The following is a 22,200-nucleotide window of genomic DNA, read 5'->3' as shown; positions in this document are numbered from 1 at the left end:
AGACGAGGGTGGGCAGTGGCGGACCTGTCGGCGATCATCAAGGCCTACGACGTCCGGGGCGTCGTCCCCGACCAGTGGGACGAGGACGACGCGCGGCGCATCGGCGCCGCGTTCGCCGAACTCGTGGCCACCGAGAGCGGCGCGACGGCCGTCGTCACCGCCCACGACATGCGTCCCTCGTCGGTGCCGCTGTCGCGGGCCTTCGCCCAGGGGGTGCTCTCCCGCGGCGTCGACGTCGTCGAGGCCGGGCTGGGCTCCACCGACCTGCTCTACTTCGCCGCCGGGTCGCTCGACGTGCCCGGGGCCATGTTCACGGCCAGCCACAACCCGGCGCAGTACAACGGCATCAAGCTCTGCCGCGCCGGCGCCGCCCCGGTCGGGCAGGAGTCGGGGCTGGCCACGGTCCGCGAGTGGGCCGAGCGGGACACCTACGAGCGGGTGCCCGCGCGCACCGCCGAGGTGACCCAGCGCGACCTGCTGACGGCCTACGCCGAGCACCTGCGCTCGCTGGTCGACCTCTCCGGCAGCCGCCCGCTGCGCGTGGTCGTCGACGCCGGCAACGGCATGGGCGGGCACACGGTGCCGGTGGTGCTGGCCGGCCTGCCGCTCGACGTCGTCCCGCTGTACTTCGAGCTGGACGGGACCTTCCCCAACCACGAGGCCAACCCGCTGGACCCGGCCAACCTGGTCGACCTGCAGGAGGCCGTCGTCCGCGAGGGCGCCGACATCGGCCTGGCCTTCGACGGCGACGCCGACCGGGTGTTCGTCGTCGACGAGCGCGGCGAGCCGGTGAGCCCGTCGGCGGTCACCGCGCTGGTCGCCGTCCGCGAGCTGGCCAAGGGCCGGGGGACGACGGTCATCCACAACCTGATCACCTCCCGGTCGGTGCCCGAGATCGTCCGCGAGCACGGCGGGCAGCCGGTGCGCACGCGCGTCGGGCACTCGTTCATCAAGGCCGAGATGGCCCGCACCGACGCCGTCTTCGGCGGCGAGCACTCGGCGCACTACTACTTCCGCGACTTCTGGCGCGCCGACACCGGGATGCTGGCCGCCATGCACGTGCTGGCCGCCCTCGGCGAGCAGGGCCGGCCGCTGTCGGAGCTGACCGCCGCCTACAGCCGCTACGCCGCCTCCGGCGAGGTCAACTCGACCGTCGACGACGCCGCCGGGCGCACCGCCGCGGTCCGGGAGACCTTCGAGGCCGAGGGCGCCACGTTCGACGAGATGGACGGGCTGACCGTCGACCTGCCCGACGGCTCGTGGTTCAACCTGCGGGCCAGCAACACCGAGCCGCTGCTGCGGCTCAACGTGGAGGCGCCCGACCGGGCGCGGATGGAACGGCTGAGGGACCGGGTGCTGGAGATGGTGCGCGCATGAGCACGCCGCAGGAGCAGACGCGGGGGCCGCTGGGCCTGGACCCGGCGCTGCTGGAGATCCTCGCCTGCCCCGACACGCACCACAGCCCGCTGACCGTCGACGAGGCGGCCGGCGAGCTGCTCTGCACAACCTGCGACCGCGCCTTCCCCGTCCGCGACGGCATCCCGGTGCTGCTGCTGGACGAGGCGCGGCACCGGGACGGCCGGGGGACGGCGGCGCCGTGACCTCGCCCGAGCTGGCCGAGGAGGTCCTCGACGACCTCGACGTGCTGCGCGCCCGCGACCCGCGCGGCCTGCTCCCGGCCGTCGCCGGCGCGGGCGCCCAGGTGCGCGAGACGTCCCGGCTCACCGACGAGGCGGGCCTGGACCGGGTCACCTCCGGCGGCCGCCCGCGCGGGCTGGTCATCGTGGCCCGGCGCGAGGGCGCGGTGGCCGCCTCGGTGCTGCGGGCGCTGCTGGGCCCGTCGAGCCCGGTCACCGTCGACGTCGTCCCGGGGCCCGACCTGCCCGTGTGGACCGGCCCCACCGACATCGCCGTCGTCACCACCCGGACCGGCGCCGGCGCGTACGCGGTGGCCCCGGCCTACGAGGCCGCCCGCCGCGGTGTGTCGCTGCTCGGCATCGGCGCCGAGGACGCCCCGCTGCGGGCGGCCTGCTCGACGGCGCGGATGCCCTACGTCCCGCTGCCGCGCTCGCGGGTCCGCCAGACCACGCTGTGGTCGCTGCTGACCCCGCTGCTGCGGCTGGCCACCGACCTCGGCCTGGTCGCCCAGGCCACCGCCGACTGCGAGGCCGTCGCCGCGGCCCTCGACGAGGTCGCCGCCGAGTGCGGGCCGGCGCGGGAGTCCTTCGTCAACCCGGCCAAGACGCTGGCGCTGGAGCTGCTCGACGCGCTGCCGGTGATCGTGGCGGAGGGGCCGCTGGCCGGCACCGCGGCCACCCGCTTCGCCGACCAGCTGGCCACCCTCGCCGGCCTGCCCACCAGCGGCTTCCGGCTGCCCGACCAGCGGGTGGCCGCCCGCGCCGTGCTCCGCGGGCCGCTGGCCCCGCACGACTCCGACGACTTCTTCCGCGACCGCACCGACGACGCCGGCCGCCGGCTGCGGCTGATCACCATCCGGGACACCGACGCCGCCCACCACGACGGCGAGGGCGAGCGCGAACCCCGGTCGGCGTCCGAGGCGATGGCCGAGGTGCTCCGCACCGCCACGGCGGGCAACGTCCCGGTCAGCGGGCTGGCCGAGCACGGTGACCCCGAGCGCCACGGCCGGCTGCCCCGCCTGGCGCGGCAGCTGGCGGTGGCCGACTTCAGCGCCCTCTACCTGGCGCTGGCCCTGGACCAGGAGCGGGCCCTGGACAGGTGAGCGCGGAGCGCGGCGCACCCGGGTCCCGACGGGCCACCGTGGCCGCGACGGTCGCCGTCCGGCGCGACCACACCGCCGTGGCGCGGGAGGACCTGACCCCTTCGGGGGAGTGATCGCCCAGGTGAGGGAGCCGACAGTTCAGCTGGGCGCCGTTCGCCAGTAGCGTCGTGCCGATGTGGCAGCTCACCAGCGCGGTCCGCTTCTACCCGTGGGGCAGCCGCACCGTCATCCCCGAGCTCCTCGGCCGGCCGAGTCCGGCCGAGCGCCCGCACGCCGAGCTGTGGATGGGGGCACACCCCGACGAGCCGAGCGTCCTGGCTGACGGTCGGCCGCTCGACAAGGCGATCATGGAGGAGCCCGAGCGGCTGCTCGGCCCGGCCGTCGTCGAGCGCTTCGGCGCCCGGCTGCCCTTCCTCATGAAGGTGCTCGCCGCCGAGACGCCCCTGTCGCTGCAGGCGCACCCGACGATGGAGCAGGCCCAGGCCGGCTTCACCGCCGAGGAGGCGGCCGGGGTGCCGCACGAGGACCCGGCGCGCACCTTCAAGGACCCCTGGCACAAGCCCGAGCTGCTGCTGGCGCTGACCACCTTCGAGGCGCTGTGCGGCTTCCGGCCGGTCGAGGAGTCGCTGCACTGCCTGGCCAAGCTGCAGCTGCCCGAGCTCAAGCCGACGATCGCCGCGCTGGCCCGTGGCGGCCTGCAGGCGGCGATCCCGCAGCTGCTGGCGCTCTCGGGCATGCGGCGCACCCACCTGGTCGAGGTCGTCGCGCAGAGGGCGGCGAGTTTCGTCGCCGCGCACGACCCCGAGTTCATCAACACCTACCGGTGGGCCGCGACGCTGGCCGAGGCCTACCCCGGCGACCCGGGCGTGGTCATCTCCCTGATGTGCAACCACCTCAAGCTGGCGCCCGGTGAGGCGGTCTTCCTCCCGGCCGGCAACCTGCACGCCTACCTGTCCGGCGCCGGCGTGGAGGTCATGGCCAGCTCGGACAACGTGCTGCGCGGCGGGCTGACCAGCAAGCACGTCGACCTGGCCGCCCTCATCGAGGTGCTCGACTTCTCCGACGGCCGGATCCCGGTGATCCACCCGGTGCTCGGTCCCGGGGGGCTGCGCTACCCCGTGCCGGTCGAGGACTTCGACCTCACCCGCGCCCAGCTCGACGAGCAGGCCGGCCCGTTCACCACCCGGGGTCCGCAGGTGGTGCTGTGCGCCGAGGGCCGCGCGGTCCTGGCCGGCACCGACGGCGAGCTGGTGCTGGAGCAGGGGCAGTCGGCGTTCGTCCCGGCCGGGGTCCCGGTCACCGCCCGCGGCCCCGCGGTCCTGTACCGGGCCACCACCAACGTCAGGTGACGCCCGGGGCGGGCGCCGGGTGGGCAGCGTGACCGTCCCGCGCTGACGCACCGCCCTCCGGCCGCGTGTCGCGGCCGGGACGCCCGGGACGGCGGACGTAGCGTCGCGCGTGTCCCTCCGCACGGCGCTGACCAACGCGCTGGCCCTCGGCCTCGTCGCCGCGCTCGGCACCGGCTGCGCGGAGCTCGGCGGCTCGTCGGCCGGGGACGCCGTCCCGCCCGCCGCGGTCGTCGGCAGCGCGCTGGAGGCGCTGGCCTCGGTGGAGGTCCGCGGCCGTGCACCGCGCAGCGGCTACGACCGCGACCGGTTCGGCGACGGGTGGGTCGACACCGACCGCAACGGCTGTGACACCCGCAACGACGTCCTGGCCCGCGACCTCACCGGCGAGACGTTCCAGCCCGGCACCCGCGACTGCGTCGTCCTCACCGGCACCCTCGCCGACCCGTACTCCGGCCGCACCATCGAGTTCCGCCGCGGGGAGGGCACCAGCGAGGCGGTGCAGATCGACCACGTCGTCGCGCTGTCCGACGCCTGGCAGAAGGGCGCCCAGCGGTGGGACGCCGCCCGGCGCACCGCCTTCGCCAACGACCCGCTCAACCTGCTCGCCGTCGACGGCCCGCTCAACCAGGGCAAGGGCGACGGCGACGCCGCCACCTGGCTGCCGCCGAACCGCTCCTACCGCTGCGCGTACGTGGCCCGCCAGGTCGCGGTCAAGCTCGGCTACGGGCTGTGGATGACCACCGCGGAGCGGGACGCGGCGTCCACGGTGCTCGGCGCCTGCCCGGACCAGCCGCTGCCCGCCCGGGACGTCTCGCCGGCCCAGCAGGAGCCGCCGAGCGCGACGCCGGCCGCGCCGGCCGACCCCTACGCCGACTGCGCGGCGGTGCGCGCCGCCGGCGCCGCGCCCATCCGGGAGGGCGACCCCGGGTGGAACGCGGCCCTGGACCGCGACGGCGACGGCGTCGGCTGCGAGGGCTGAGACCTCCGCGCCGCTGCGTTACCCTGGAGGACGGCACGAGCCCCGCCGAAGCCTCGGCATGCTCGCTCATCTCAGCGACCCGCACACCCGCCCCGACCGGGCGGGCGTCGACCCTGGAGCGACATGACCGCCTCTACCGGCACCCGCGCACTCACCGACGGCGACTTCCGCGTCGCCGACCTCTCACTCGCCGGCTTCGGCCGCAAGGAGATCTCCCTCGCCGAGCACGAGATGCCCGGCCTCGTGGCGCTGCGCGCCGAGTACGGCGACGCGCAGCCGCTGGCCGGCGCCCGCATCGCCGGATCGCTGCACATGACCGTGCAGACCGCCGTCCTCATCGAGACGCTGACGGCGCTGGGCGCCGACGTCCGCTGGGTCAGCTGCAACATCTTCTCCACCCAGGACCACGCGGCCGCCGCGATCGTCGTCGGCGACGGCACGGCCGAGCGGCCCACCGGCGTCCCGGTGTACGCCTGGAAGGGCGAGTCCCTCGAGGACTACTGGTGGTGCACCCAGCGCCTGTTCGAGTTCCGCGACGAGTCCGGCGCCGTCGTCGGCCCGAACATGCTGCTCGACGACGGCGGCGACGCCACCCTGCTGGTCCACCTGGGCACCCGCTTCGAGGCCGAGGGCGCCGTCCCCGACACCACCGAGGCCGACTCCGAGGAGTACGGCGTCATCCTCGACGTCCTGCGCGGCACCCTGGCCGCCGACGCCGGCTACTGGACCCGCATCGGGCAGGGCATCAAGGGCGTCACGGAGGAGACCACCACCGGCGTCATGCGCCTGTACGAGCTCGCCCGCGACGGCCGGCTGCTGTTCCCGGCGATCAACGTCAACGACTCGGTCACCAAGAGCAAGTTCGACAACCTCTACGGCTGCCGGCACTCGCTCATCGACGGCATCAACCGCGCCACCGACGTGATGATCGGCGGCAAGGTGGCCGTGGTCTGCGGCTACGGCGACGTCGGCAAGGGCTGCGCGGAGTCGCTGCGCGGCCAGGGCGCCCGCGTGATCGTCACCGAGATCGACCCGATCAACGCCCTGCAGGCGGCGATGCACGGCTACGAGGTGACCACGCTCGAGGAGGTCATCGGCAAGGCCGACATCATCATCACCGCGACCGGCAACCGCGACATCATCTCCGCCGAGCAGCTCGGGCAGACCAAGCACCAGGCGATCGTCGGCAACATCGGCCACTTCGACAACGAGATCGACGTGGCCGGCCTGGCCCGCACCCCGGGCATCACGCGGACGACGATCAAGCCGCAGGTCGACGAGTGGCGCTTCGCCGACGGCCACACGATCATCCTGCTCTCCGAGGGTCGGCTGCTGAACCTGGGCAACGCCACCGGGCACCCGAGTTTCGTCATGAGCGCCTCGTTCTCCAACCAGGTGCTGGCCCAGATCGAGCTGTGGGGCAACCGCGCGGCCTACGAGGGCCAGGAGCCCACGGTCACCGTGCTGCCCAAGAAGCTCGACGAGCACGTGGCCCGGCTGCACCTCGACGCGCTCGGCGTGAAGCTCACCGAGCTGACCAAGGTGCAGGCCGACTACATCGGCGTGCCCGTCGAGGGGCCCTTCAAGAGCGAGCACTACCGCTACTGAGAGGACCACCCTTCCCCCCACGCCTCGCAGGCTCGGCGCGGGACCCTGGAGGGTGGCCGTTCCAGTACGCCACCGGGCTCGGCGCGGGACCCCGCAGGGGCGCCGCCGGGACCTGGAGTGCACGGTCCGCCCCGCCCGGGGGACTCCCCGGGCGGGGCGGACCGTTTCCTGGCGCACGTCGCGCAGAATGGGTCCGTGCCTCCGACCGCTCCGCACAACGGGCCCAGCCGCGGCCGCGTCCTGGTCGTCGACGACGACGCCGCCCTCGCCGAGATGCTCGGCATCGTGCTGCGGCGGGAGGGCTACGACCCCGCCTTCGTCTCCGACGGCAACCGCGCGCTCGGGGTGTTCCAGCAGACCCGGCCGGACATCGTCCTGCTCGACCTGATGCTGCCGGGCCGCAACGGCCTGCAGATCTGCCAGGACATCCGCACCCAGTCCACCGTCCCGATCGTCATGCTCACCGCCAAGGGCGACACGATCGACGTCGTCCAGGGGCTGGAGGCCGGCGCCGACGACTACGTCACCAAGCCGTTCAAGCCGGTGGAGCTGGTGGCCCGGGTGCGCGCGCAGCTGCGCCGCGGCGAGACCGGGCAGGCCGAGACGCTGTCCATCGGCGACGTGCAGATCGACGTCCCCGCCCACCAGGTCACCCGCGACGGCGCGCCGATCGCGCTGACGCCGCTGGAGTTCGACCTGCTGGTCGCCCTCGCCCGCAAGCCGCGCCAGGTGTTCACCCGCGAGCTGCTGCTCGAGCAGGTCTGGGGCTACCGGCACGCCGCCGACACCCGGCTGGTCAACGTCCACGTGCAGCGGCTGCGCGCCAAGATCGAGCGCGACCCGGAGAAGCCGGAGATCGTGCTGACGGTCCGCGGCGTCGGCTACAAGGCCGGTCCGCCGTGAGCGGGCGAGGCGGGACCGGGAGGACGGGCCGCCGGTGAGCGTCCGACCGGAGGCCCCGGCCCTCCCGGCCGGCGACGTCGACGGTGCCGCCGCCGGCGCGGCACCCGCGCCTCCCCGCCCGGCGGCCGCCTCCCGGCGCCCGCGCCGGCCCCAGGACCTGCGCACGCTGCCACGCGGCCTGCGCCGCCGGGCGGTCCGGACCCGCATCCACGCCCGCCGGCTGGCCGCCCAGGCGGTGTCGGCCTGGCGGTCGTCGCTGCACGTGCGCATCGGCGCGATCACGATGGTCGTGGCCGGCACGGTCGTGGTGATCGTCAGCCTGGTGCTGTTCAGCCAGATCCGGACGCAGCTGCTGTCGGTCAAGCAGCAGGCCGCGATCGACCAGACGCAGGCCGGGGTGGTCTACGCCCAGACCGAGGTGGTGGGCATCGCGGCCGGTGACGCGGCGAGCGTGCGGGCCACGCTCGACCGCACGGTGCAGCAGCTGCTCACGCGCGGCGGCTCGGCCGGCGACTTCGACGTCGTCATGGTCTACCGGACGGGGGACACCGAGCGGCCGCCCGTCGTCAGCCGACCGGGCATCTACCCGGCCCTGCCCGGCGCGCTGCGCGCCGGCGTCGAGGGCGGGGGGCAGTACGCCCAGTACGCGATGGTGCCGAACGACTCCGGGACACCCCGCCCCACGCTGCTGGTGGGGTCCCCGGTGCCGGGCGGGACCTCGTCGGCGGGCCGGCTGGAGCTCTACTACGCCTTCCCGCTCGACCAGGAGGGGGAGACGCTCTCGCTCATCCGCACCACCGTGGCGATCAGCGGCATCGCCCTGACCCTGTTCGTCGCGGGGATCGGCGTGCTGGTGACGCGGCTGGTCGTCGACCCCGTGCGGCGCGCCGCCGGAACCGCCCAGCGCCTGGCCGACGGGCAGCTCGAGGAGCGGATGACCGTCCGCGGCGAGGACGACCTGGCCCGGCTGGCCACCAGCTTCAACGCGATGGCCGACAGCCTGCAGCGGCAGATCACCCAGCTCGAGGGGCTCTCCCAGCTGCAGCAGCGGTTCACCTCCGATGTCTCCCACGAGCTGCGCACCCCGCTGACGACGGTGCAGATGGCCGCCGACGTGCTGCACGAGTCGCGCGGCGACTTCCCCCCGCACGTGGCCCGCTCGGCCGAGCTGCTGCACGAGGAGCTCGACCGCTTCGAGCGGCTGCTGTCGGACCTGCTGGAGATCAGCCGCTACGACGCCGGTGCCGCCGTCCTCGACTGGGAGCCCACCGACCTCGGGGCGCTGGTCGGCCGGGTGGTCGACGGGATGTCGTCGCTGGCCACGCGGCACGGCTGCGAGCTGCGGGTGACCTGCCCGCCGGGCCCGGTGGTCGCCGAGGTCGACGCCCGGCGGGTCGAGCGGATCCTGCGCAACCTGGTCGGCAACGCCGTCGAGCACGGCGCGGGCCGGCCCATCGAGGTGACGCTGGCGGCCAACCGGACGGCGGCGGCGGTCACCGTCCGCGACCACGGGGTGGGCCTGACCTCCGCCGAGGCGCAGCACGTGTTCGACCGCTTCTGGCGGGCCGACCCGTCCCGCGTGCGCACGGTGGGCGGCAGCGGCCTGGGCCTGTCCATCAGCCTCGAGGACGCCCGGCTGCACGGCGGCTGGCTGCAGGTCTGGGGCCAGCCCGGGCTGGGCGCGCAGTTCCGGCTCACCCTCCCGCTCACCGCCGGCACCGACCTCACCAGCTCGCCGCTGCCCCTGCGGCCGACGATCGTGCGCCGGCCGGGGGTCCGCCCGTGAGGCGTCTGCCACCGGCCCTGGCCGCCCTGCTGCTCGTGCTGCTGACCGCCTGCTCGACGGTGCCCACCGGCTCCGCGCCGGTGCAGATCACCGAGGCCCCGGCCCGGCCCGCGGGACCGGTGGGCATCGAGCCGGTGGAGCCACCGGCCGACGCCACGCCCGAGGAGGTCGTGCGCAGCTTCGTCGTCGCCGCGGCCAGCACCGTGGCCCAGCACCCGGTGGCGCGCGAGCACCTCGCGTCCGAGGCCGCCGGGACCTGGTCCGACGAGGCCGGCATCACGCTGATCGGACCCGACTACGCGACGGTGACCACCGACACCGGCACCGTCCTCGTGACCGGCGACCTGGTCGGCAGCGTGGACACCCGCGGCGTCTTCACCGGCTCGGCGGGGGAGGCCTTCACCCACGAGTTCGTCCTCACCGAGGTCGACGGCGAGTGGCGGATCACCAACCCGCCCGACGGCCTGCTCATGCTCGTGCCCGACTTCGAGCGGCTCTACGACGCGCGCGCGGCCTACTTCGTCGACCCGACCCGGCAGCGGGTGGTGCCCGACCCGCGCTACCTGCTCATCGGGGAGGCCCAGCCCACCACGCTGGTGCAGCGGCTGCTGGAGGGTCCCTCGCCGGCGCTGGCGGCCGGCGTCCTGAACCCCCTCGACGGGATCACGCTCACCCGGGCGGTCACCGTCTCGGGCTCCCGGGCCACCGTCGACCTCGCCGGCCTGGGTGACCGGGGCGGCGCGGACCTGGCCGAGCTGTGCGCCCAGCTGGTGTGGTCGCTCGACCAGGTCGACGACGTCAGCTCGGTGGAGATCCGCGCCAACGGCGAGCCGCTGTCGGCCGCGGGCGTGCCCACCGTGCAGCGCACCGACGACTGGGCCGGCTTCGCCCCCGACTCGGTGCCCGCCGACGCCGACGGCCACTACCTCGACGCCGGCCGGCTGATGACCGTCGACGGCCAGCCCGCTCCCGGCCCGGCCGGGGAGGGCGTCTACGGGCTGACGTCGGCCGCCGTGTCGGCCGACCCGCGCACGAGCGCGCTCACCTCGATGGTCGGCACGACCGTGACCGGCGCGACGACGACGCTGCTGGCCGGGCTCTACGGCGGGGAGCTGGCGCCGATCCTGGGGAGCGGCCGGCTCTCGGTGCCGACGGTCGCGGCGACCCGGTCGGAGTTCTGGGTGGTGCGCGACGAGAGCACGGTGGTCCGCGTGCCGGCCAGCGGTTCGCCCCAGCCGGTGAACGCCCCGACGCTGACCGGTCAGGGCCGGGCGACGGCGCTGCAGCTCTCGCCCGACGGGGTCCGCGCCGCCGTCGTCGTCGCGCGTGGCGAGGAGGAGGTGCTGCTGGTCGGCACCGTCGTCCGCGCGGGGGAGGGGCCGGTGGCGCTGCGCGACCTGCGCGAGGTGGCCCCGGCGCTGACCTCCGTCGTCGACGTCGCCTGGCCGACGGCGGGCAGCCTGATGGTGCTGGCCGGCGACGCCGAGGAGCGCGTGGCGCCCTACGTCGTCGGCGTCGACGGGTGGGGGCTCACCGACGTGACCACCTCCGGGCTGCCCAGCCCGCCCACGGCGGTGGCCGCGGCGCCGAGCCAGCTGCCGCTGGTCAGCGCCGACTCCACCGTGTGGCAGCTGTCGGGCGGCACCTGGGTCACGCTCATCCGCGGCCAGCAGCCGCTGCCGGGCACCGAGCCGTTCTTCCCGGTGTAGCAGGAGGCCGCCTGCGGCCGCCCGTCGCTCCCGGTGTCCACAGATGCGCCGGCCGGCGGGACGGGCGTCCGCGGGGACCGCAGGCTGGGCCGGTGGGAGCCGGGCAGCCGCGGGTGCGCGCCCTCGGTCCCGGCCTGGGCGGTGCCCTCGCCGACCTGGTGCTGCCGCGCACCTGCGCAGGCTGCGGCGTGCCGGGGTCGGTGTTCTGCCGGCGCTGCGCCGGGTCGCTCGGCTCCCCACGCGTGGCCACCCCGCGCCGGGTGCCGCGCGGGCTGCCGCCGACCGTGGCCGCGGGCGCGTACGCCGGCCCGGTGCGCGCCGCGGTGATCGCGTTCAAGGAGCGCGGGCGGGCTGAGCTGGCCGGTCCGCTGGGCGCCGCGCTCGCGCTGGCCGTCGCCGCCGGCGCCGCGGTCGTGCCCGCACGGCCGGTGCTGCTGGTCCCGGTGCCGCCGAGCCGGGCGTCGCTGCGGGCCCGCGGCCGCGACCACGTGCGCGAGCTGGTCACGGTCGCCGTCGCCGAACTGGGCGCCGCCGGGGTCGCGGCACGACCGGCCCCGCTGCTGGCCCGCACCGGCCGGGTGCGCGATTCAACCGGGCTCTCGGTGGCCGAGCGCCGGGCCAACCTGGCCGGCACGTTCGTCCGGCGGCGTGGGGTCGCGGCACCGCCGGGCGCGCTGCTGGTGCTCGTCGACGACGTGCTCACCAGTGGCGCGACGCTGTCGGAGGCGGCGGCCGCGCTGGCGGGGACGGGCCCGGACGGTCACCCGCCGGTCCTCGCCGCGGTGGTCGCTGCCACGCCCCGAGGAGGTCCCGGTCGCCGTCTCCCCGGTCCCACCTGGCCCGTCGCAGGCGCGCGTGCCGATCACTCTCGGTGATCACACGGTCGACTGTCGGGCTCATCGGACTGCGACTAGCGTGCTGTTGGTCACACCCGTCGACGACCGGGAGGTCTGATGGAGATCGTGGTCCGTGGCCGAAACGTCGAGGTCCCCGAGCACTTCCGACAGCACGTCGAGGACAAGGTCGGCCAACTCGAGCGGTTCGACGGCAAGCTGTCCCGCATCGACGTCGAGCTCTTCCACGAGAAGAACCCCCGCCAGTCGGCGAACTGCCAGCGCGTCGAGATCACCCTCCGGGGCAAGGGGCCGGTGGTCCGGGCCGAGGCCTGTGCGCCGGACTTCTACGCCGCGCTCGACCTGAGCGCCGGCAAGCTCGACAACCGGCTGCGCCGGGCCAACGACCGCCGGCACGTCCACCACGGCCGGCGCACCCCGCCCAGCGTCCGGCTGGGCGGCGCGGCCCTCGAACCCGAGCCGATGGCCGCCCTCGCCACCGCCGACGCCGGGTCCGAGCAGCCGCTCGACGGCGAGCCGTTGGTGACCGACCTCGACGAGCACCTGCCCGGCCGGGTGGTGCGCGAGAAGCACCACCCCGCCGTGCCCATGACCGTCGACCAGGCCCTGCACGAGATGGAGCTGGTGGGGCACGACTTCTACCTCTTCCACTGCGCCGACACCGGCCTGCCGACCGTCGTCTACCGGCGGCACGCCTTCGACTACGGGCTGATCCGGCTGGTCGAGCCGCCGCTGGGCTCGCACGACGCCGCGTCCTCGGCGGCGCCCGCGGAGCCCGCGGCCGTCCCGCGCTGACCGCACGGCGGGGGCCCGGCACGCCGCCGGACCCCCGCCGCTCGGTCCCCGTCCCCGCCGCTCAGCCGCCGGCCCCGCCCGCCCGGTCGCCGGGCAGCCGGCCGAACAGGACGGCGTCGGCGCGGCTGCCGTCCCGCCGCGCGAGGCAGCCCCGCACCACGCCCTCCCGCGTGAAGCCGGCCCTGCGGGCCACCGCCTGCGAGACGGCGTTGTCCACGTCGACGAACAGGTGCACCCGCGGTGCCCCGTGCGCGAACGCCCAGGTGGCCAGCCCGTCGGTGGCCTCCGCGGCGTAGCGGCGCCCGCGCGCCCAGGGCGCGATCGTGTAGCCGATCTCCGGGCCGAGGCGTCCCGGGCCGAGCGAGAGCCCGGCCGTCCCGACCAGCTCGCCGTCGGCCTCGACCGCCACCGGCAGGCCCCGCCCCTCGGCCCGGTGCGCCATCCCGACCCCCTCGACGAACGCGCGGGCGTCCTCGAGCGTGTAGGGCACCGGGATGGCGCTGATCCACCGCTGCGTCCCGGGGTCCTGCGAGGCGCGGTGGACCGTCGGGACGTCGTCGGGACGGAACGGGCGCAGCACGAGACGGGCGGTGCGGACGACCTCGGTGGTCAGGTCGACGCCGGTCAGGTCGAGGCTCGCGGTCTCCACCAGACGATCGTCACGCAGTGTCCAGCGGTTTGTCCGGCCCCGTCCCGAGGCTCGTGCCGAGCGCGTAAGGGAAGGGACCCCTGCAGGGGGCCGGGCGCGAGGGTCCTTCCTCAGACGTTGCCCAGCACCCGGTCGACCGATATCTCGAGGACCACGCGCGCCGGGTTCTCCCGGGGGGTGCGGTAGCGCCGCGCGTAGCGGGCCTCGGCGTCGGCGACGGCGGCGCGGTCGTCACGCACCACCGCCGTCCCCTCCAGGGTCAGCCAGCGGCGGCCCTCGACCTGGCAGACGGCCACCCGCGCCTGACCGGCCCGCACGTGCCGGGCCTTGGCCGAGCCCCCGGACGTGATCACCCGGGCGGTGCGCGTGTCCGGGTCGTAGGTGACGCCGACCGGCACGACGTGCGGGCTGCCGTCGGCGCGCAGCGTGGTCAGCGTGGCCAGGTGCCGCTCGGTGAGGAAGGCGAGCAGTTCCGTGCCGAGATCGTCCAGGTCGTGGGCCACGGGAGGAGGTTAGGTGGCCGGCGCGGCGGGCACCGGCCCGGCGTGGAGCTGGCGGGGGCGCGCGTGCTGGTGGCCGGGGCGACGGGGGCGCTGGGCGGCGACCTGGCGCGGGCGCTGGCCGCGGCCGGCGCACGGGTGGCGCTGACCGGGCGGGACGACGGCCGGTTGCAGGCGCTGGCCGGTGAGCTGGGCGGCGCGCCGGCGAGTGCCGCGGACGCCGTCGACGTCGACTCCGTGCGCAGCGCCGTGGACGCCGCCGCGCAGGCCCTCGGCGGCCTGGACGCCGTCGTCGTCGCGTGGGGCGTGGTGGCCTTCGGCCCGGCGGCCGACGCCGACGACGCCGTCACCGAGGAGCTCTTCGCCGTCAACACGCTGGCCCCGATGAGCCTCGTCCGCGCCGCCCTGCCGCACCTGGCCGACGGCGGGGCCGTCGTGCTGCTCTCGGCGATCGTGGCCGACGCCCCGACGCTGGGCATGGCGGAGTACTCGGCCAGCAAGGCGGCGCTCTCGGCGTGGGCCTCGGTGCTGCGGCGCGAGCTGCGCGGCCGGTCGGTCGCGGTGCTCGACGTCAAGCCGCCACACGTCGACACCGGGCTGGTCGACCGCGCGCTGGCCGGGGAGCCGCCGCGGCTGCCGGAGGGCCACGACCGGGCAGAGGTGGTGGCCGCCGTGCTCGACGGGCTGCGCGAGGGAGCACGCGAGGTGGTCCTCGACCCGAAGGAGCGGCGGCTCGTGCGCCGCTGAGGGGCGCGTGGGACGGAACCGGCCGCCTGGTCGGCGGCGCGGGGCCGCGGACGCGGGCGCGCCGCCTACGCTGGTGTCGTGGTGTTCTCCAGGATCCTCCGAGCCGGTGAGGGCAAGCTCGTCCGTCGACTGGAGCGGATCGCCGACGCGATCGAGCTCCTCGAGGACGACGTCTCCGACCTCTCCGACGCCGAGCTGCGCGCCAGGACCGACGAGTTCAAGGCGCGCATCGAGGACGGCGAGACGCTCGACCAGCTGCTGCCCGAGGCCTTCGCCGTCGTCCGCGAGGCCGCCAGCCGGACGCTGGGTCAGCGGCACTTCCGGGTGCAGCTCATGGGCGGTGCCGCGCTGCACCTGGGCAACATCGCCGAGATGCGCACCGGTGAGGGCAAGACCCTGACCGGCGTGCTGCCGGCCTACCTCAACGCCCTGGGCGGCGAGGGCGTGCACGTGGTCACGGTCAACGACTACCTGGCCAAGCGCGACGCCGAGTGGATGGGCCGGGTGCACCGGTTCCTCGGCCTGTCGGTGGGCACCATCCTGTCCGGCGAGCGTCCCGCGCACCGCCGCGAGCAGTACGCCGCCGACATCACCTACGGCACCAACAACGAGTTCGGCTTCGACTACCTGCGCGACAACATGGCCTGGAGCAAGGCCGACCTCGTGCAGCGCGGGCACAACTACGCCGTCGTCGACGAGGTCGACTCGATCCTCATCGACGAGGCGCGCACCCCGCTGATCATCAGCGGCCCGGCCGAGTCCGCCGGCAAGTGGTACCTCGAGTTCGCGCGGATCGTGCCGCTGATGAGGCGGGACGTCCACTACGAGGTGGAGGAGGCCAAGCGGACGGTCGCCGTCACCGAGGAGGGCGTGGAGTTCGTCGAGGACCAGATCGGCATCGACAACCTCTACGAGGCGGTCAACACCCCGCTGATCGGCTACCTCAACAACGCGCTGAAGGCCAAGGAGCTCTTCCACCGCGACCAGCAGTACATCGTCAGCAACGGCGAGGTGCTCATCGTCGACGAGTTCACCGGCCGGGTGCTGGCCGGGCGCCGCTACAACGAGGGCATGCACCAGGCCATCGAGGCCAAGGAGGGGGTGAAGATCAAGGACGAGAACCAGACGCTCGCCACGATCACCCTCCAGAACTACTTCCGGCTCTACGAGAAGCTCTCCGGGATGACCGGCACCGCCCAGACCGAGGCGGCCGAGCTCTCCCAGACCTACAAGCTGGGCGTCGTCCCCATCCCGACCAACCGGCCGATGGTCCGTGACGACCGCTCCGACGTCATCTACAAGACCGAGTCGGCGAAGTTCGACGCGGTCATCGACGACATCGCCGAGCGGCACGAGGCCGGCCAGCCGGTGCTCGTCGGCACCGCCAGCGTCGAGAAGAGCGAGCTGCTCTCCAAACTGCTGCTCCGCCGCGGCATCCCGCACGAGGTGCTCAACGCCAAGAACCACGCGCGCGAGGCCGCGATCGTCGCCCAGGCCGGGCGGCTCGGTGCGGTCACCGTGGCCACCAACATGGCCGGCCGCGGCACCGACATCCAGCTCGGCGGCAACCCCGAGTTCATCGCCGACGAGGCGCTGCGGGCGCGCGGCCTGTCGCCGTCGGAGACGCCCGACGAGTACGAGGCCGCCTGGGACGAGGCGCTCGCGACGGCCAAGGACCAGGTGAGGGCCGAGCACGAGGAGGTCACCGAGGTCGGTGGCCTGTACGTGCTGGGCACCGAGCGGCACGAGAGCCGCCGGATCGACAACCAGCTGCGCGGCCGGTCGGGCCGGCAGGGCGACCCGGGCGAGTCGCGGTTCTACCTCTCGCTCGGCGACGACCTGATGCGCCGGTTCAACGGCCCGATGCTCGAGTCGATGATGACGACGCTGCGCGTCCCCGACGACCAGCCGATCGAGTCGAAGATGGTCACCCGGGCGATCCGCTCGGCCCAGACGCAGGTCGAGCAGCAGAACTTCGAGGTCCGCAAGGACGTCCTCAAGTACGACGAGGTGCTCAACCGGCAGCGCACGGTGATCTACGACGAGCGCCGCAAGGTGCTCGACGGCGAGGACCTGCACGAGCAGGTGCAGCACATGCTCGACGACGTCGTCGCCGCCTACGTCGACGGCGCCACCGAGACCGGCTACGCCGAGGACTGGGACCTCGACCAGCTCTGGACCGGCCTCAAGGCGCTCTACCCGGTGGGTCCCACGGTGCAGGAGCTGCTCGACCGGGTCGCCGACGGCGAGCAGGCCGCACTGACCGCCGACGTGCTCAAGACCGAGCTGCTCGACGACGTCCACCGCGCCTACGAGGAGCGGGAGGCCACCCTCGGCTCGGAGGTCGTGCGCGAGCTCGAGCGGCGGGTGCTGCTCTCGGTGCTCGACCGCAAGTGGCGCGAGCACCTCTACGAGATGGACTACCTGCGGGCCGGGATCCACCTGCGCGCGATGGCCAACCGCGATCCGGTCGTGGAGTACCAGCGCGAGGGCTACGACATGTTCACCGCGATGCTCGACGGCATCAAGGAGGAGTCGGTCGGCTTCCTGTTCAACCTGGAGGTCAAGACCAAGGAGCAGCAGGACGCCGAGACCGCGGCCAAGCAGGCCGAGGCGGAGGCCAAGGCGCTGGCCGCTGCGCAGGAGGGCACCGCCCGCGTGCTCGCCCGCCAGGCCGCGGCGGAGGCCTCGGCCGCCCAGGCCGCGGCGGAGGCCTCGGCCGCCCAGGCCGCGGCGGAGGCCGCTCCCGCTCCTGCCGCCGCCCCCTCGGCTCCCGCCGAGCCCGTCCCCGGGGACGGCGCGGCGCCGGCCCCGGCGCCCGCCGCGGCCTCGTCGCCGTCCTCCGGCCCGGTGTCGGTGTCCAAGCCGGCCGGCCCGGCGGCGCGGCGCTCGACCGGCGCCCCGGCCGGGCGGCCGACCGCGCGGCGGGGTGCGGCCGCGCGGACCGCGCCCGCTCCGGCCCCGGCCGAGGAGGCGCCGGCCCCCTCCGGCACCGGCCCGGAGCTGGCGGTCAAGGGCCTCGACGACTCGCACCACTCGACGGAGGGCCTGACCTACTCGGCGCCGAGCCTGGACCCCTCCGCCAAGGAGAGCGGCCCGGCCAAGGCGGCGAAGACGGCGACGGTCACCGGCACCAGGGAGCCGGCCCGCAACGCCCCGTGCCCGTGCGGCTCGGGCAAGAAGTACAAGGTGTGCCACGGAGCCGCCGGTCGCTGACCTGCGTTCCCACCTCCGGTCGGTCACCGCTGCGGCGTCTGCGCTCCCCGAGGTGCCGGGGTGTCGTCCGCCGCCCGGGCGGGGACGACGTCGTCGTAGAGGATGGCCATCCGGTCGATGAACCAGACCTTCCCGGCCATCTGGACCGCCAGTCCGAACAGGACCATCCACCCGTCCCGGACGACCAGGCCCCGCACGATGAACGGCACTCCCAGTGCGCTGACGACGCCCAGCACGTTGGGTGCGACCCGGTGCCGCGGAGGGACGGGGACCTCCTCGCGCCTCGCCCAGTACGTCTCGCCCAGCACGCCCCGGGACGCCCAGTGGTCCAGCGAGCGCGGTGGCGGGAACGCGCGGGGGTTGACCAGGGTCCACGCGCACACCGCGCCCACCGGGACGAGTGAGCGCCACCCGATCCGGGTCCGGCTCCAGATCGCGGCGACCAGCAGCGGCGGGATCGGGATGCGCGTGTAGACGCTCCACGGGTTGGCGTGGCGCTGCCAGGCGTCCCCTTCGAGCCCGAACGCCTTGGCCATCCTGACGTCCATCGCCATGTCGATGCCTCCTCGCGTGCCTGTGTTCTCGTCCTGGCGCCGAGTGGTCCGGCCACCGGCGGTGGGGCACGACGCCCCGCCTCGGCGGGCGGCGGCAGTCGCCACCACCGCGAACTCGGCACCGCGGCCGGTCAGGGCTGGGTCAGCCGGCACGCGGTGCCGTAGGCGCAGACCTCGCTCCAGGTGCCGCCCATCTCCGTCGTGTCGAAGCGCATCGCCACCACGGCGTCGGCGCCTGCGGCCTCGGCGGCGGCGGTCAGGCGCTCGAGAGCCTCCTGCCGGCTCTCCTCCAGGTTCTTGGTGAGGCCCTTCAGCTCACCTCCGGTCAGCGACTTCATCGCCGCGCCGAGCTGAGCGCCCGCATGACGCGAGCGGACGGTCAACCCGAAGACCTCCCCGAGGACCACCTCCACCCGGCGGCCCGGCACGTCGTTCATCGTCGTGATGAGCACGGGATCACGCTCCCTCGGCATCGCTCCGTGTCGTGACGCGCTGCAGTGTTCGCCGAGTCGGCGGGTCACACCAGCGGGCCAGCCCTGCACGTGGATGGGGGCTGACCCTGCACCTCGCGCACGACGGTGCGGGCATCGCCGGTTGGGGCCACCAGCCGCCGGGGGCCACGCGCTCGCTCGCCGCCTGCGCACGGTGGTTCTCGAGGGACTCCCCGTGGCAGATCAGGACCGCGGCGTGGGTGCCACGGCGAGTGGACGAGCCGAGCGGTGGCGGTCAGGTGATCTGACCGTGCAGCGTGGCCATGTCGGAGCAGATCCACTCCTCGGCGATCAGGCCGTCGGCGAAGCGGTAGAACTCGTGGCTCGAGTACTCGACCGTCCGTCCGGTCGCGGGGATGCCCTCGAACTCCCCGGTGTGCGTGCCGCGCAGGGTGAGCCTGACCGCGACGCGGTCGGCGGCGGCGACGACGTCCTCGATCTGCACGGTCACGTCCGGGAACGCCGCCTTCATCACCTCGACACCGTGGTGCCAGGTGTCCCGGCCGCGCATCTGCGGCACCCCGGCCAGGTTGATGACGAAGTCCTCCGCCAGGTTGGCGAGGCAGGTGTCGAGGTCGTCGGCGTTGAACGCCGCGAAGGTCGAGCGCAGGAGCTCGACGTTGGCGTCGGTGGACGTGGCGCGAGCGGACACGAGCAGCTCCCCGGTCGGATCGGACATGTCGTGAAGCTACTTCACAGTGTTATCACTTCACAACGGGTCCGGCCGTGCCGGACCGTCTCGACGGGATACCTGCTGCTCGTCCGCACGCCGCTGGAGGACGAGGCCGCGCCCGAGGTGTCCGAGCGCACCGGAGCCCGGTGGGTGCGAGGGGAGGGCGCGGGATGCGGCCAACGGCGCAGGTGCGCGCGCAGCAGGGCCGGATCGGCTGTCGGCGGTCAGCCGATGGACAGGGCGGTGCAGCGCCATCGGCCGTCGACGCCCTCCAGTCGGGCGGCCACCGCGTGGGCGCGCCCGGCCCGCCGTGCCACCGCGCTGACCTCGGCCACGCCGTCGACCGGCTCGCACACGTGCACCGGGCCCAGGACCAGCGGCGCCGTCCCCTCGCGGCACCAGGCCGGCCGCCGTCCCTGGGTCAGTGCGGCGTGCACGCCCGGGGAGGTCAGCCGCTGCACCTGGGACAGCGGCCGTCGGCCGGCGAGGGCCTCGAGCGTGGTGGTGAGCAGCAGGCGGCCGGCGGCGCGCGGGTCGGGGAGGTCGGCCCGCACGGACCAAGCCGGCCCGAAGGCGTCCACCGGCGTGCGGCGCTGCCCCGGTGGTGCCGGCCGCGGCCCGGGGCGGTAGGGCGGGCGCGGCGGTGGGGTGGAGGGATCGACCAGCGGAACCGCCGGGCCCTCGAGGGCCGGGTGCAGGGCGGGTACGACCGTCAGCCGCAGCGTGCGGAGCGGCGCGGGGGCGTCAGGGGCGGGCGGTGCGGCGGGGTGGGCCGGTGCGGTCACGGGAGCTCCCGGGGTCGGGTCGGAGGACGGGACGACGCGGGCCGGGGGAGCGGCCGGACGGTGGTGGGTCGGGACGGTGGGTCAGGGGGGTGGGCGCAGCACCTGGCCGGGGAGCAGCAGGTCCGGGTCGGGGCCGATGACGTCCGCGTTGGTGCTCCACCAGCGGGCGACGGCCGCGGCCACCTCGGCGTCGCCCGGGTCGAGCCCGGTCCGGGCCCGGAGGTCCGCCTCGGCGATCGACCACAGGCACTCGCCGCGCAGCACGACGTGGTCACCGGGCCGGGGAGCAGGCCAGTCGGGCGGAGCGGACGGCGCCGTGGCGGGTGCGGCCGGCCAGTCGGGGACGGCGCCCGGGGAGGCGGCAGCCGCGGCCGGGCCGGTGTCCGAGGCGGTCACGACGGTGGTCGTCGGGGGGGCCGCGATCGTGCACGCGGCCAGCGCCGGGGTGGTCACCAGTCCCACGCCCAGCGCCAGGGCGGCCGCGCGTCGCGCCGAGGCCGGCAGCACCCCGTGCAGGACGACGCGGGCCGCCGCGCCGGCCAGGCCCGGCAGGCCGGAGAGCGCGGTGAGCACGAGCCCCAGCGCACCCCAGGCCCAGGCTCCCCAGGCGAGGGCGGCGACGGCGGTCAGCAGCAGGGCCTCCGGCCCGGCGACGTCCACGGCGTGCTGCAGGTCACCGTCGGCGGCCTGCAGCCACGCGAGGTCGGGGGTGAGCAGGCGCAGGGCCAGGGCCACCACGGCCATCGCCGCCGTCGTGCCGACGAGTCGACGTACCGACATGTCCTCTCCTCCCCACCGCCGATGACGCACTGAACCAAGCAAACGCATGCAAACGCAAGTGATGCTGTGGATCTAGGCTCTGCGCCATGCGCTGGCAGCAGCTGTTCGCCGACCTGCAGGCGGAGTTCGAGGAGGCCGAGGCGGCCGAGGAGCGCGCCCAACTGCCCTCGCGGGCGCGGGCGGAGACGGGCGCGGTGCGGCTGGCCGAGCGGCTCGGGGGTGCCCTGGGCGGGCGGGTCTCGCTGCGCTGCCGGGGTGCCGGCGAGGTCGCCGGACGGCTGACCGAGCGCGGGCCGGACTGGCTGCTGCTCGAGGACGACGCCGGGCGCGAGGTGCTGGTGGCGCTGCCGGCCGTGCTGGCGGTGGCCGGGCTGGTGCGGACGACGGCGGCGCCGGCCCCGCCCGCGCGGGCCGCGGTGGACCTGCGCCGGGCGCTGCGCGGGCTGGCGCGTGACCGGAGCGCGGTCGCGCTGGTGCTCGACGACGGCGGCGTGCTGACCGGGACCGTGGACCGTGTCGGGGCGGACTTCGTCGAGCTCGCCGAGCACGCGCCCGACGAGTTCCGCCGGCCCGGCGCGGTGCGCGGGGTGCGGGCGGTGACCCTGGCGGCGCTGGCGGTCGTGCGGACGCTGACCCCCGGCGCCGCCTGAGGTCAGCTGCGGCGGCGCCCCCGCGCGGGAGCGCGGCCCGAGGACGCCGCGGCGGCCGACTCGTCCCCGGAGCGTCCGGCCGGGCCGCCGTCGTCCGTGCCGTCGTCCGTGCCGTCGTCGTCGGGGTCGCCGTGCTCGGCGGTCAGCTGGCCGGGCGCGGGCACCGCGCCGGCGCGTGCCTCGGCGTACTTCTGCTGGATGAAGCGCTCGAGCTCGTCGACCTCGACGCGCCACTGGCCGCGGCCGCCGATCTGGATGGCGATCAGCTCCCGGCGCCGCACGAGGGCGTAGGCCTGCGACCACGAGACGTTGAGGACCTCGGCGACGTCGTCGAGGGTCAGGAAGCGCGGTGAGGGCATCGGGTCTCCGTCCGGTCGGCGCCAGTCTGTCAGGACGGGACTCACCCGGGCGCACCTCGTCCACACCCGAACG

The 22,200-nt window shown here is 75.3% G+C and carries 22 protein-coding genes; 14 read left to right on the top strand and 8 right to left on the bottom strand.

Going from position 1 to position 22,200, the window contains the following annotated elements; translation table 11 throughout:
• Nucleotides 1-15 precede the first annotated feature (15 nt).
• The 11 genes from JOD57_RS08120 to hpf all read left to right on the top strand — a co-directional run bounded on the left by JOD57_RS08120 (nt 16) and on the right by hpf (nt 12,723).
• On the top strand, nt 16-1,377 hold the full coding sequence (locus JOD57_RS08120; protein ID WP_204691406.1) for a phosphomannomutase/phosphoglucomutase: 1,362 nt from the start codon (nt 16-18) through the stop codon (nt 1,375-1,377).
• Nucleotides 1,374-1,601 (top strand): Trm112 family protein, encoded by a 228-nt coding sequence (locus JOD57_RS08115; RefSeq protein ID WP_275582065.1) that lies wholly within the window; start codon nt 1,374-1,376, stop codon nt 1,599-1,601. Before JOD57_RS08120 ends, JOD57_RS08115 begins: the two co-directional genes overlap by 4 nt.
• Complete coding sequence (locus JOD57_RS08110; RefSeq protein ID WP_204691405.1) at nt 1,598-2,740, top strand: SIS domain-containing protein; 1,143 nt, start codon at nt 1,598-1,600, stop codon at nt 2,738-2,740. Before JOD57_RS08115 ends, JOD57_RS08110 begins: the two co-directional genes overlap by 4 nt.
• 173 nt (nt 2,741-2,913) lie before the next feature.
• Nucleotides 2,914-4,089, top strand: a complete 1,176-nt coding sequence (manA, locus tag JOD57_RS08105) for a mannose-6-phosphate isomerase, class I (protein ID WP_204691404.1) — start codon at nt 2,914-2,916, stop codon at nt 4,087-4,089.
• 109 nt (nt 4,090-4,198) lie between these two features.
• On the top strand, nt 4,199-5,068 hold the full coding sequence (locus JOD57_RS08100; RefSeq protein WP_307824555.1) for a GmrSD restriction endonuclease domain-containing protein: 870 nt from the start codon (nt 4,199-4,201) through the stop codon (nt 5,066-5,068).
• Nucleotides 5,069-5,191: 123 nt separating this feature from the next.
• A complete protein-coding gene (gene ahcY / locus JOD57_RS08095) occupies nt 5,192-6,676 on the top strand; it encodes an adenosylhomocysteinase (RefSeq protein ID WP_204691403.1) in 1,485 nt (494 codons plus the stop codon).
• Nucleotides 6,677-6,871: 195 nt separating this feature from the next.
• On the top strand, nt 6,872-7,579 hold the full coding sequence (gene mtrA / locus JOD57_RS08090) for an MtrAB system response regulator MtrA (RefSeq protein ID WP_204691402.1): 708 nt from the start codon (nt 6,872-6,874) through the stop codon (nt 7,577-7,579).
• Between the two features lie 34 nt (nt 7,580-7,613).
• Nucleotides 7,614-9,365, top strand: a complete 1,752-nt coding sequence (mtrB, locus tag JOD57_RS08085; RefSeq protein WP_204691401.1) for an MtrAB system histidine kinase MtrB — start codon at nt 7,614-7,616, stop codon at nt 9,363-9,365.
• A complete protein-coding gene (locus JOD57_RS08080; protein WP_204691400.1) occupies nt 9,362-11,074 on the top strand; it encodes an LpqB family beta-propeller domain-containing protein in 1,713 nt (570 codons plus the stop codon). The genes mtrB and JOD57_RS08080 overlap by 4 nt, the downstream gene beginning before the upstream one ends.
• A gap of 92 nt (nt 11,075-11,166) precedes the next feature.
• Nucleotides 11,167-11,949, top strand: a complete 783-nt coding sequence (locus JOD57_RS08075) for a ComF family protein (protein ID WP_307824554.1) — start codon at nt 11,167-11,169, stop codon at nt 11,947-11,949.
• A gap of 78 nt (nt 11,950-12,027) precedes the next feature.
• Nucleotides 12,028-12,723 carry a ribosome hibernation-promoting factor, HPF/YfiA family gene (gene hpf, locus JOD57_RS08070; RefSeq protein ID WP_204691399.1) on the top strand — a complete coding sequence of 232 codons (696 nt, stop codon included), beginning with the start codon at nt 12,028-12,030 and terminating at the stop codon, nt 12,721-12,723.
• Nucleotides 12,724-12,784: 61 nt separating this feature from the next.
• On the opposite strand, the gene JOD57_RS08065 is transcribed toward hpf, so the two are convergent.
• Both JOD57_RS08065 and JOD57_RS08060 read right to left on the bottom strand, forming a co-directional pair.
• Nucleotides 12,785-13,372 carry a GNAT family N-acetyltransferase gene (locus JOD57_RS08065; protein WP_204691398.1) on the bottom strand — a complete coding sequence of 196 codons (588 nt, stop codon included), beginning with the start codon at nt 13,370-13,372 and terminating at the stop codon, nt 12,785-12,787.
• 110 nt (nt 13,373-13,482) lie between these two features.
• Nucleotides 13,483-13,875 carry a pyridoxamine 5'-phosphate oxidase family protein gene (locus JOD57_RS08060; protein ID WP_204691397.1) on the bottom strand — a complete coding sequence of 131 codons (393 nt, stop codon included), beginning with the start codon at nt 13,873-13,875 and terminating at the stop codon, nt 13,483-13,485.
• Nucleotides 13,876-13,917: 42 nt separating this feature from the next.
• Between JOD57_RS08060 and JOD57_RS08055 the strand changes: the two genes are divergently transcribed.
• Together JOD57_RS08055 and secA are read left to right on the top strand one after the other, a co-directional pair.
• Nucleotides 13,918-14,619 carry an SDR family NAD(P)-dependent oxidoreductase gene (locus JOD57_RS08055; RefSeq protein ID WP_204691396.1) on the top strand — a complete coding sequence of 234 codons (702 nt, stop codon included), beginning with the start codon at nt 13,918-13,920 and terminating at the stop codon, nt 14,617-14,619.
• Nucleotides 14,620-14,697: 78 nt separating this feature from the next.
• Nucleotides 14,698-17,835, top strand: a complete 3,138-nt coding sequence (gene secA / locus JOD57_RS08050; RefSeq protein ID WP_204691395.1) for a preprotein translocase subunit SecA — start codon at nt 14,698-14,700, stop codon at nt 17,833-17,835.
• Nucleotides 17,836-17,858: 23 nt separating this feature from the next.
• Here the strand turns inward: secA and JOD57_RS08045 are convergent, their stop codons facing one another.
• The 5 genes from JOD57_RS08045 to JOD57_RS08025 form a co-directional block, all read right to left on the bottom strand.
• Entirely contained in the window at nt 17,859-18,389 is a 531-nt protein-coding gene (locus JOD57_RS08045; protein WP_204691394.1) for a DUF6653 family protein, read from the bottom strand.
• Nucleotides 18,390-18,520: 131 nt separating this feature from the next.
• On the bottom strand, nt 18,521-18,841 hold the full coding sequence (locus tag JOD57_RS08040) for a YbjQ family protein (protein ID WP_204691393.1): 321 nt from the start codon (nt 18,839-18,841) through the stop codon (nt 18,521-18,523).
• 274 nt (nt 18,842-19,115) lie between these two features.
• Nucleotides 19,116-19,559 (bottom strand): ester cyclase, encoded by a 444-nt coding sequence (locus JOD57_RS08035; protein ID WP_204691392.1) that lies wholly within the window; start codon nt 19,557-19,559, stop codon nt 19,116-19,118.
• A gap of 218 nt (nt 19,560-19,777) precedes the next feature.
• Entirely contained in the window at nt 19,778-20,338 is a 561-nt protein-coding gene (locus JOD57_RS08030; RefSeq protein ID WP_204691391.1) for an Rv3235 family protein, read from the bottom strand.
• 81 nt (nt 20,339-20,419) lie between these two features.
• Nucleotides 20,420-21,118: a LysM peptidoglycan-binding domain-containing protein gene (locus JOD57_RS08025; protein ID WP_204691390.1), complete on the bottom strand. Its 699-nt coding sequence runs from the start codon at nt 21,116-21,118 to the stop codon at nt 20,420-20,422.
• Nucleotides 21,119-21,204: 86 nt separating this feature from the next.
• Between JOD57_RS08025 and JOD57_RS08020 the strand changes: the two genes are divergently transcribed.
• Entirely contained in the window at nt 21,205-21,768 is a 564-nt protein-coding gene (locus tag JOD57_RS08020; RefSeq protein WP_204691389.1) for a hypothetical protein, read from the top strand.
• Nucleotides 21,769-21,770: 2 nt separating this feature from the next.
• On the opposite strand, the gene JOD57_RS25265 is transcribed toward JOD57_RS08020, so the two are convergent.
• Nucleotides 21,771-22,127, bottom strand: a complete 357-nt coding sequence (locus JOD57_RS25265; protein WP_239568264.1) for a helix-turn-helix domain-containing protein — start codon at nt 22,125-22,127, stop codon at nt 21,771-21,773.
• Between the last annotated feature and the right edge of the window lie 73 nt (nt 22,128-22,200).

The organism is Geodermatophilus bullaregiensis (assembly GCF_016907675.1).
GTDB classification, from domain to species: Bacteria; Actinomycetota; Actinomycetes; order Mycobacteriales; family Geodermatophilaceae; genus Geodermatophilus; species Geodermatophilus bullaregiensis.
The sequence above is the reverse complement of the archived record's forward strand: the minus strand, read 5'-3'. Positions and strand labels throughout refer to the sequence as shown.

What these genes read in the sequence shown, in the direction of transcription:
- JOD57_RS08115 (WP_275582065.1), top strand. Translation starts at nt 1,374, where the DNA reads ATGAGCACGCCGCAGGAGCAGACGCGGGGGCCGCTGGGCCTGGACCCG.
- manA (WP_204691404.1), top strand. Translation starts at nt 2,914, where the DNA reads ATGTGGCAGCTCACCAGCGCGGTCCGCTTCTACCCGTGGGGCAGCCGC.
- ahcY (WP_204691403.1), top strand. Translation starts at nt 5,192, where the DNA reads ATGACCGCCTCTACCGGCACCCGCGCACTCACCGACGGCGACTTCCGC.
- hpf (WP_204691399.1), top strand. Translation starts at nt 12,028, where the DNA reads ATGGAGATCGTGGTCCGTGGCCGAAACGTCGAGGTCCCCGAGCACTTC.
- JOD57_RS08045 (WP_204691394.1), bottom strand. Translation starts at nt 18,389, where the DNA reads ATGGCGATGGACGTCAGGATGGCCAAGGCGTTCGGGCTCGAAGGGGAC.
- JOD57_RS08035 (WP_204691392.1), bottom strand. Translation starts at nt 19,559, where the DNA reads ATGTCCGATCCGACCGGGGAGCTGCTCGTGTCCGCTCGCGCCACGTCC.
- JOD57_RS08025 (WP_204691390.1), bottom strand. Translation starts at nt 21,118, where the DNA reads ATGTCGGTACGTCGACTCGTCGGCACGACGGCGGCGATGGCCGTGGTG.
- JOD57_RS08020 (WP_204691389.1), top strand. Translation starts at nt 21,205, where the DNA reads ATGCGCTGGCAGCAGCTGTTCGCCGACCTGCAGGCGGAGTTCGAGGAG.
- JOD57_RS25265 (WP_239568264.1), bottom strand. Translation starts at nt 22,127, where the DNA reads ATGCCCTCACCGCGCTTCCTGACCCTCGACGACGTCGCCGAGGTCCTC.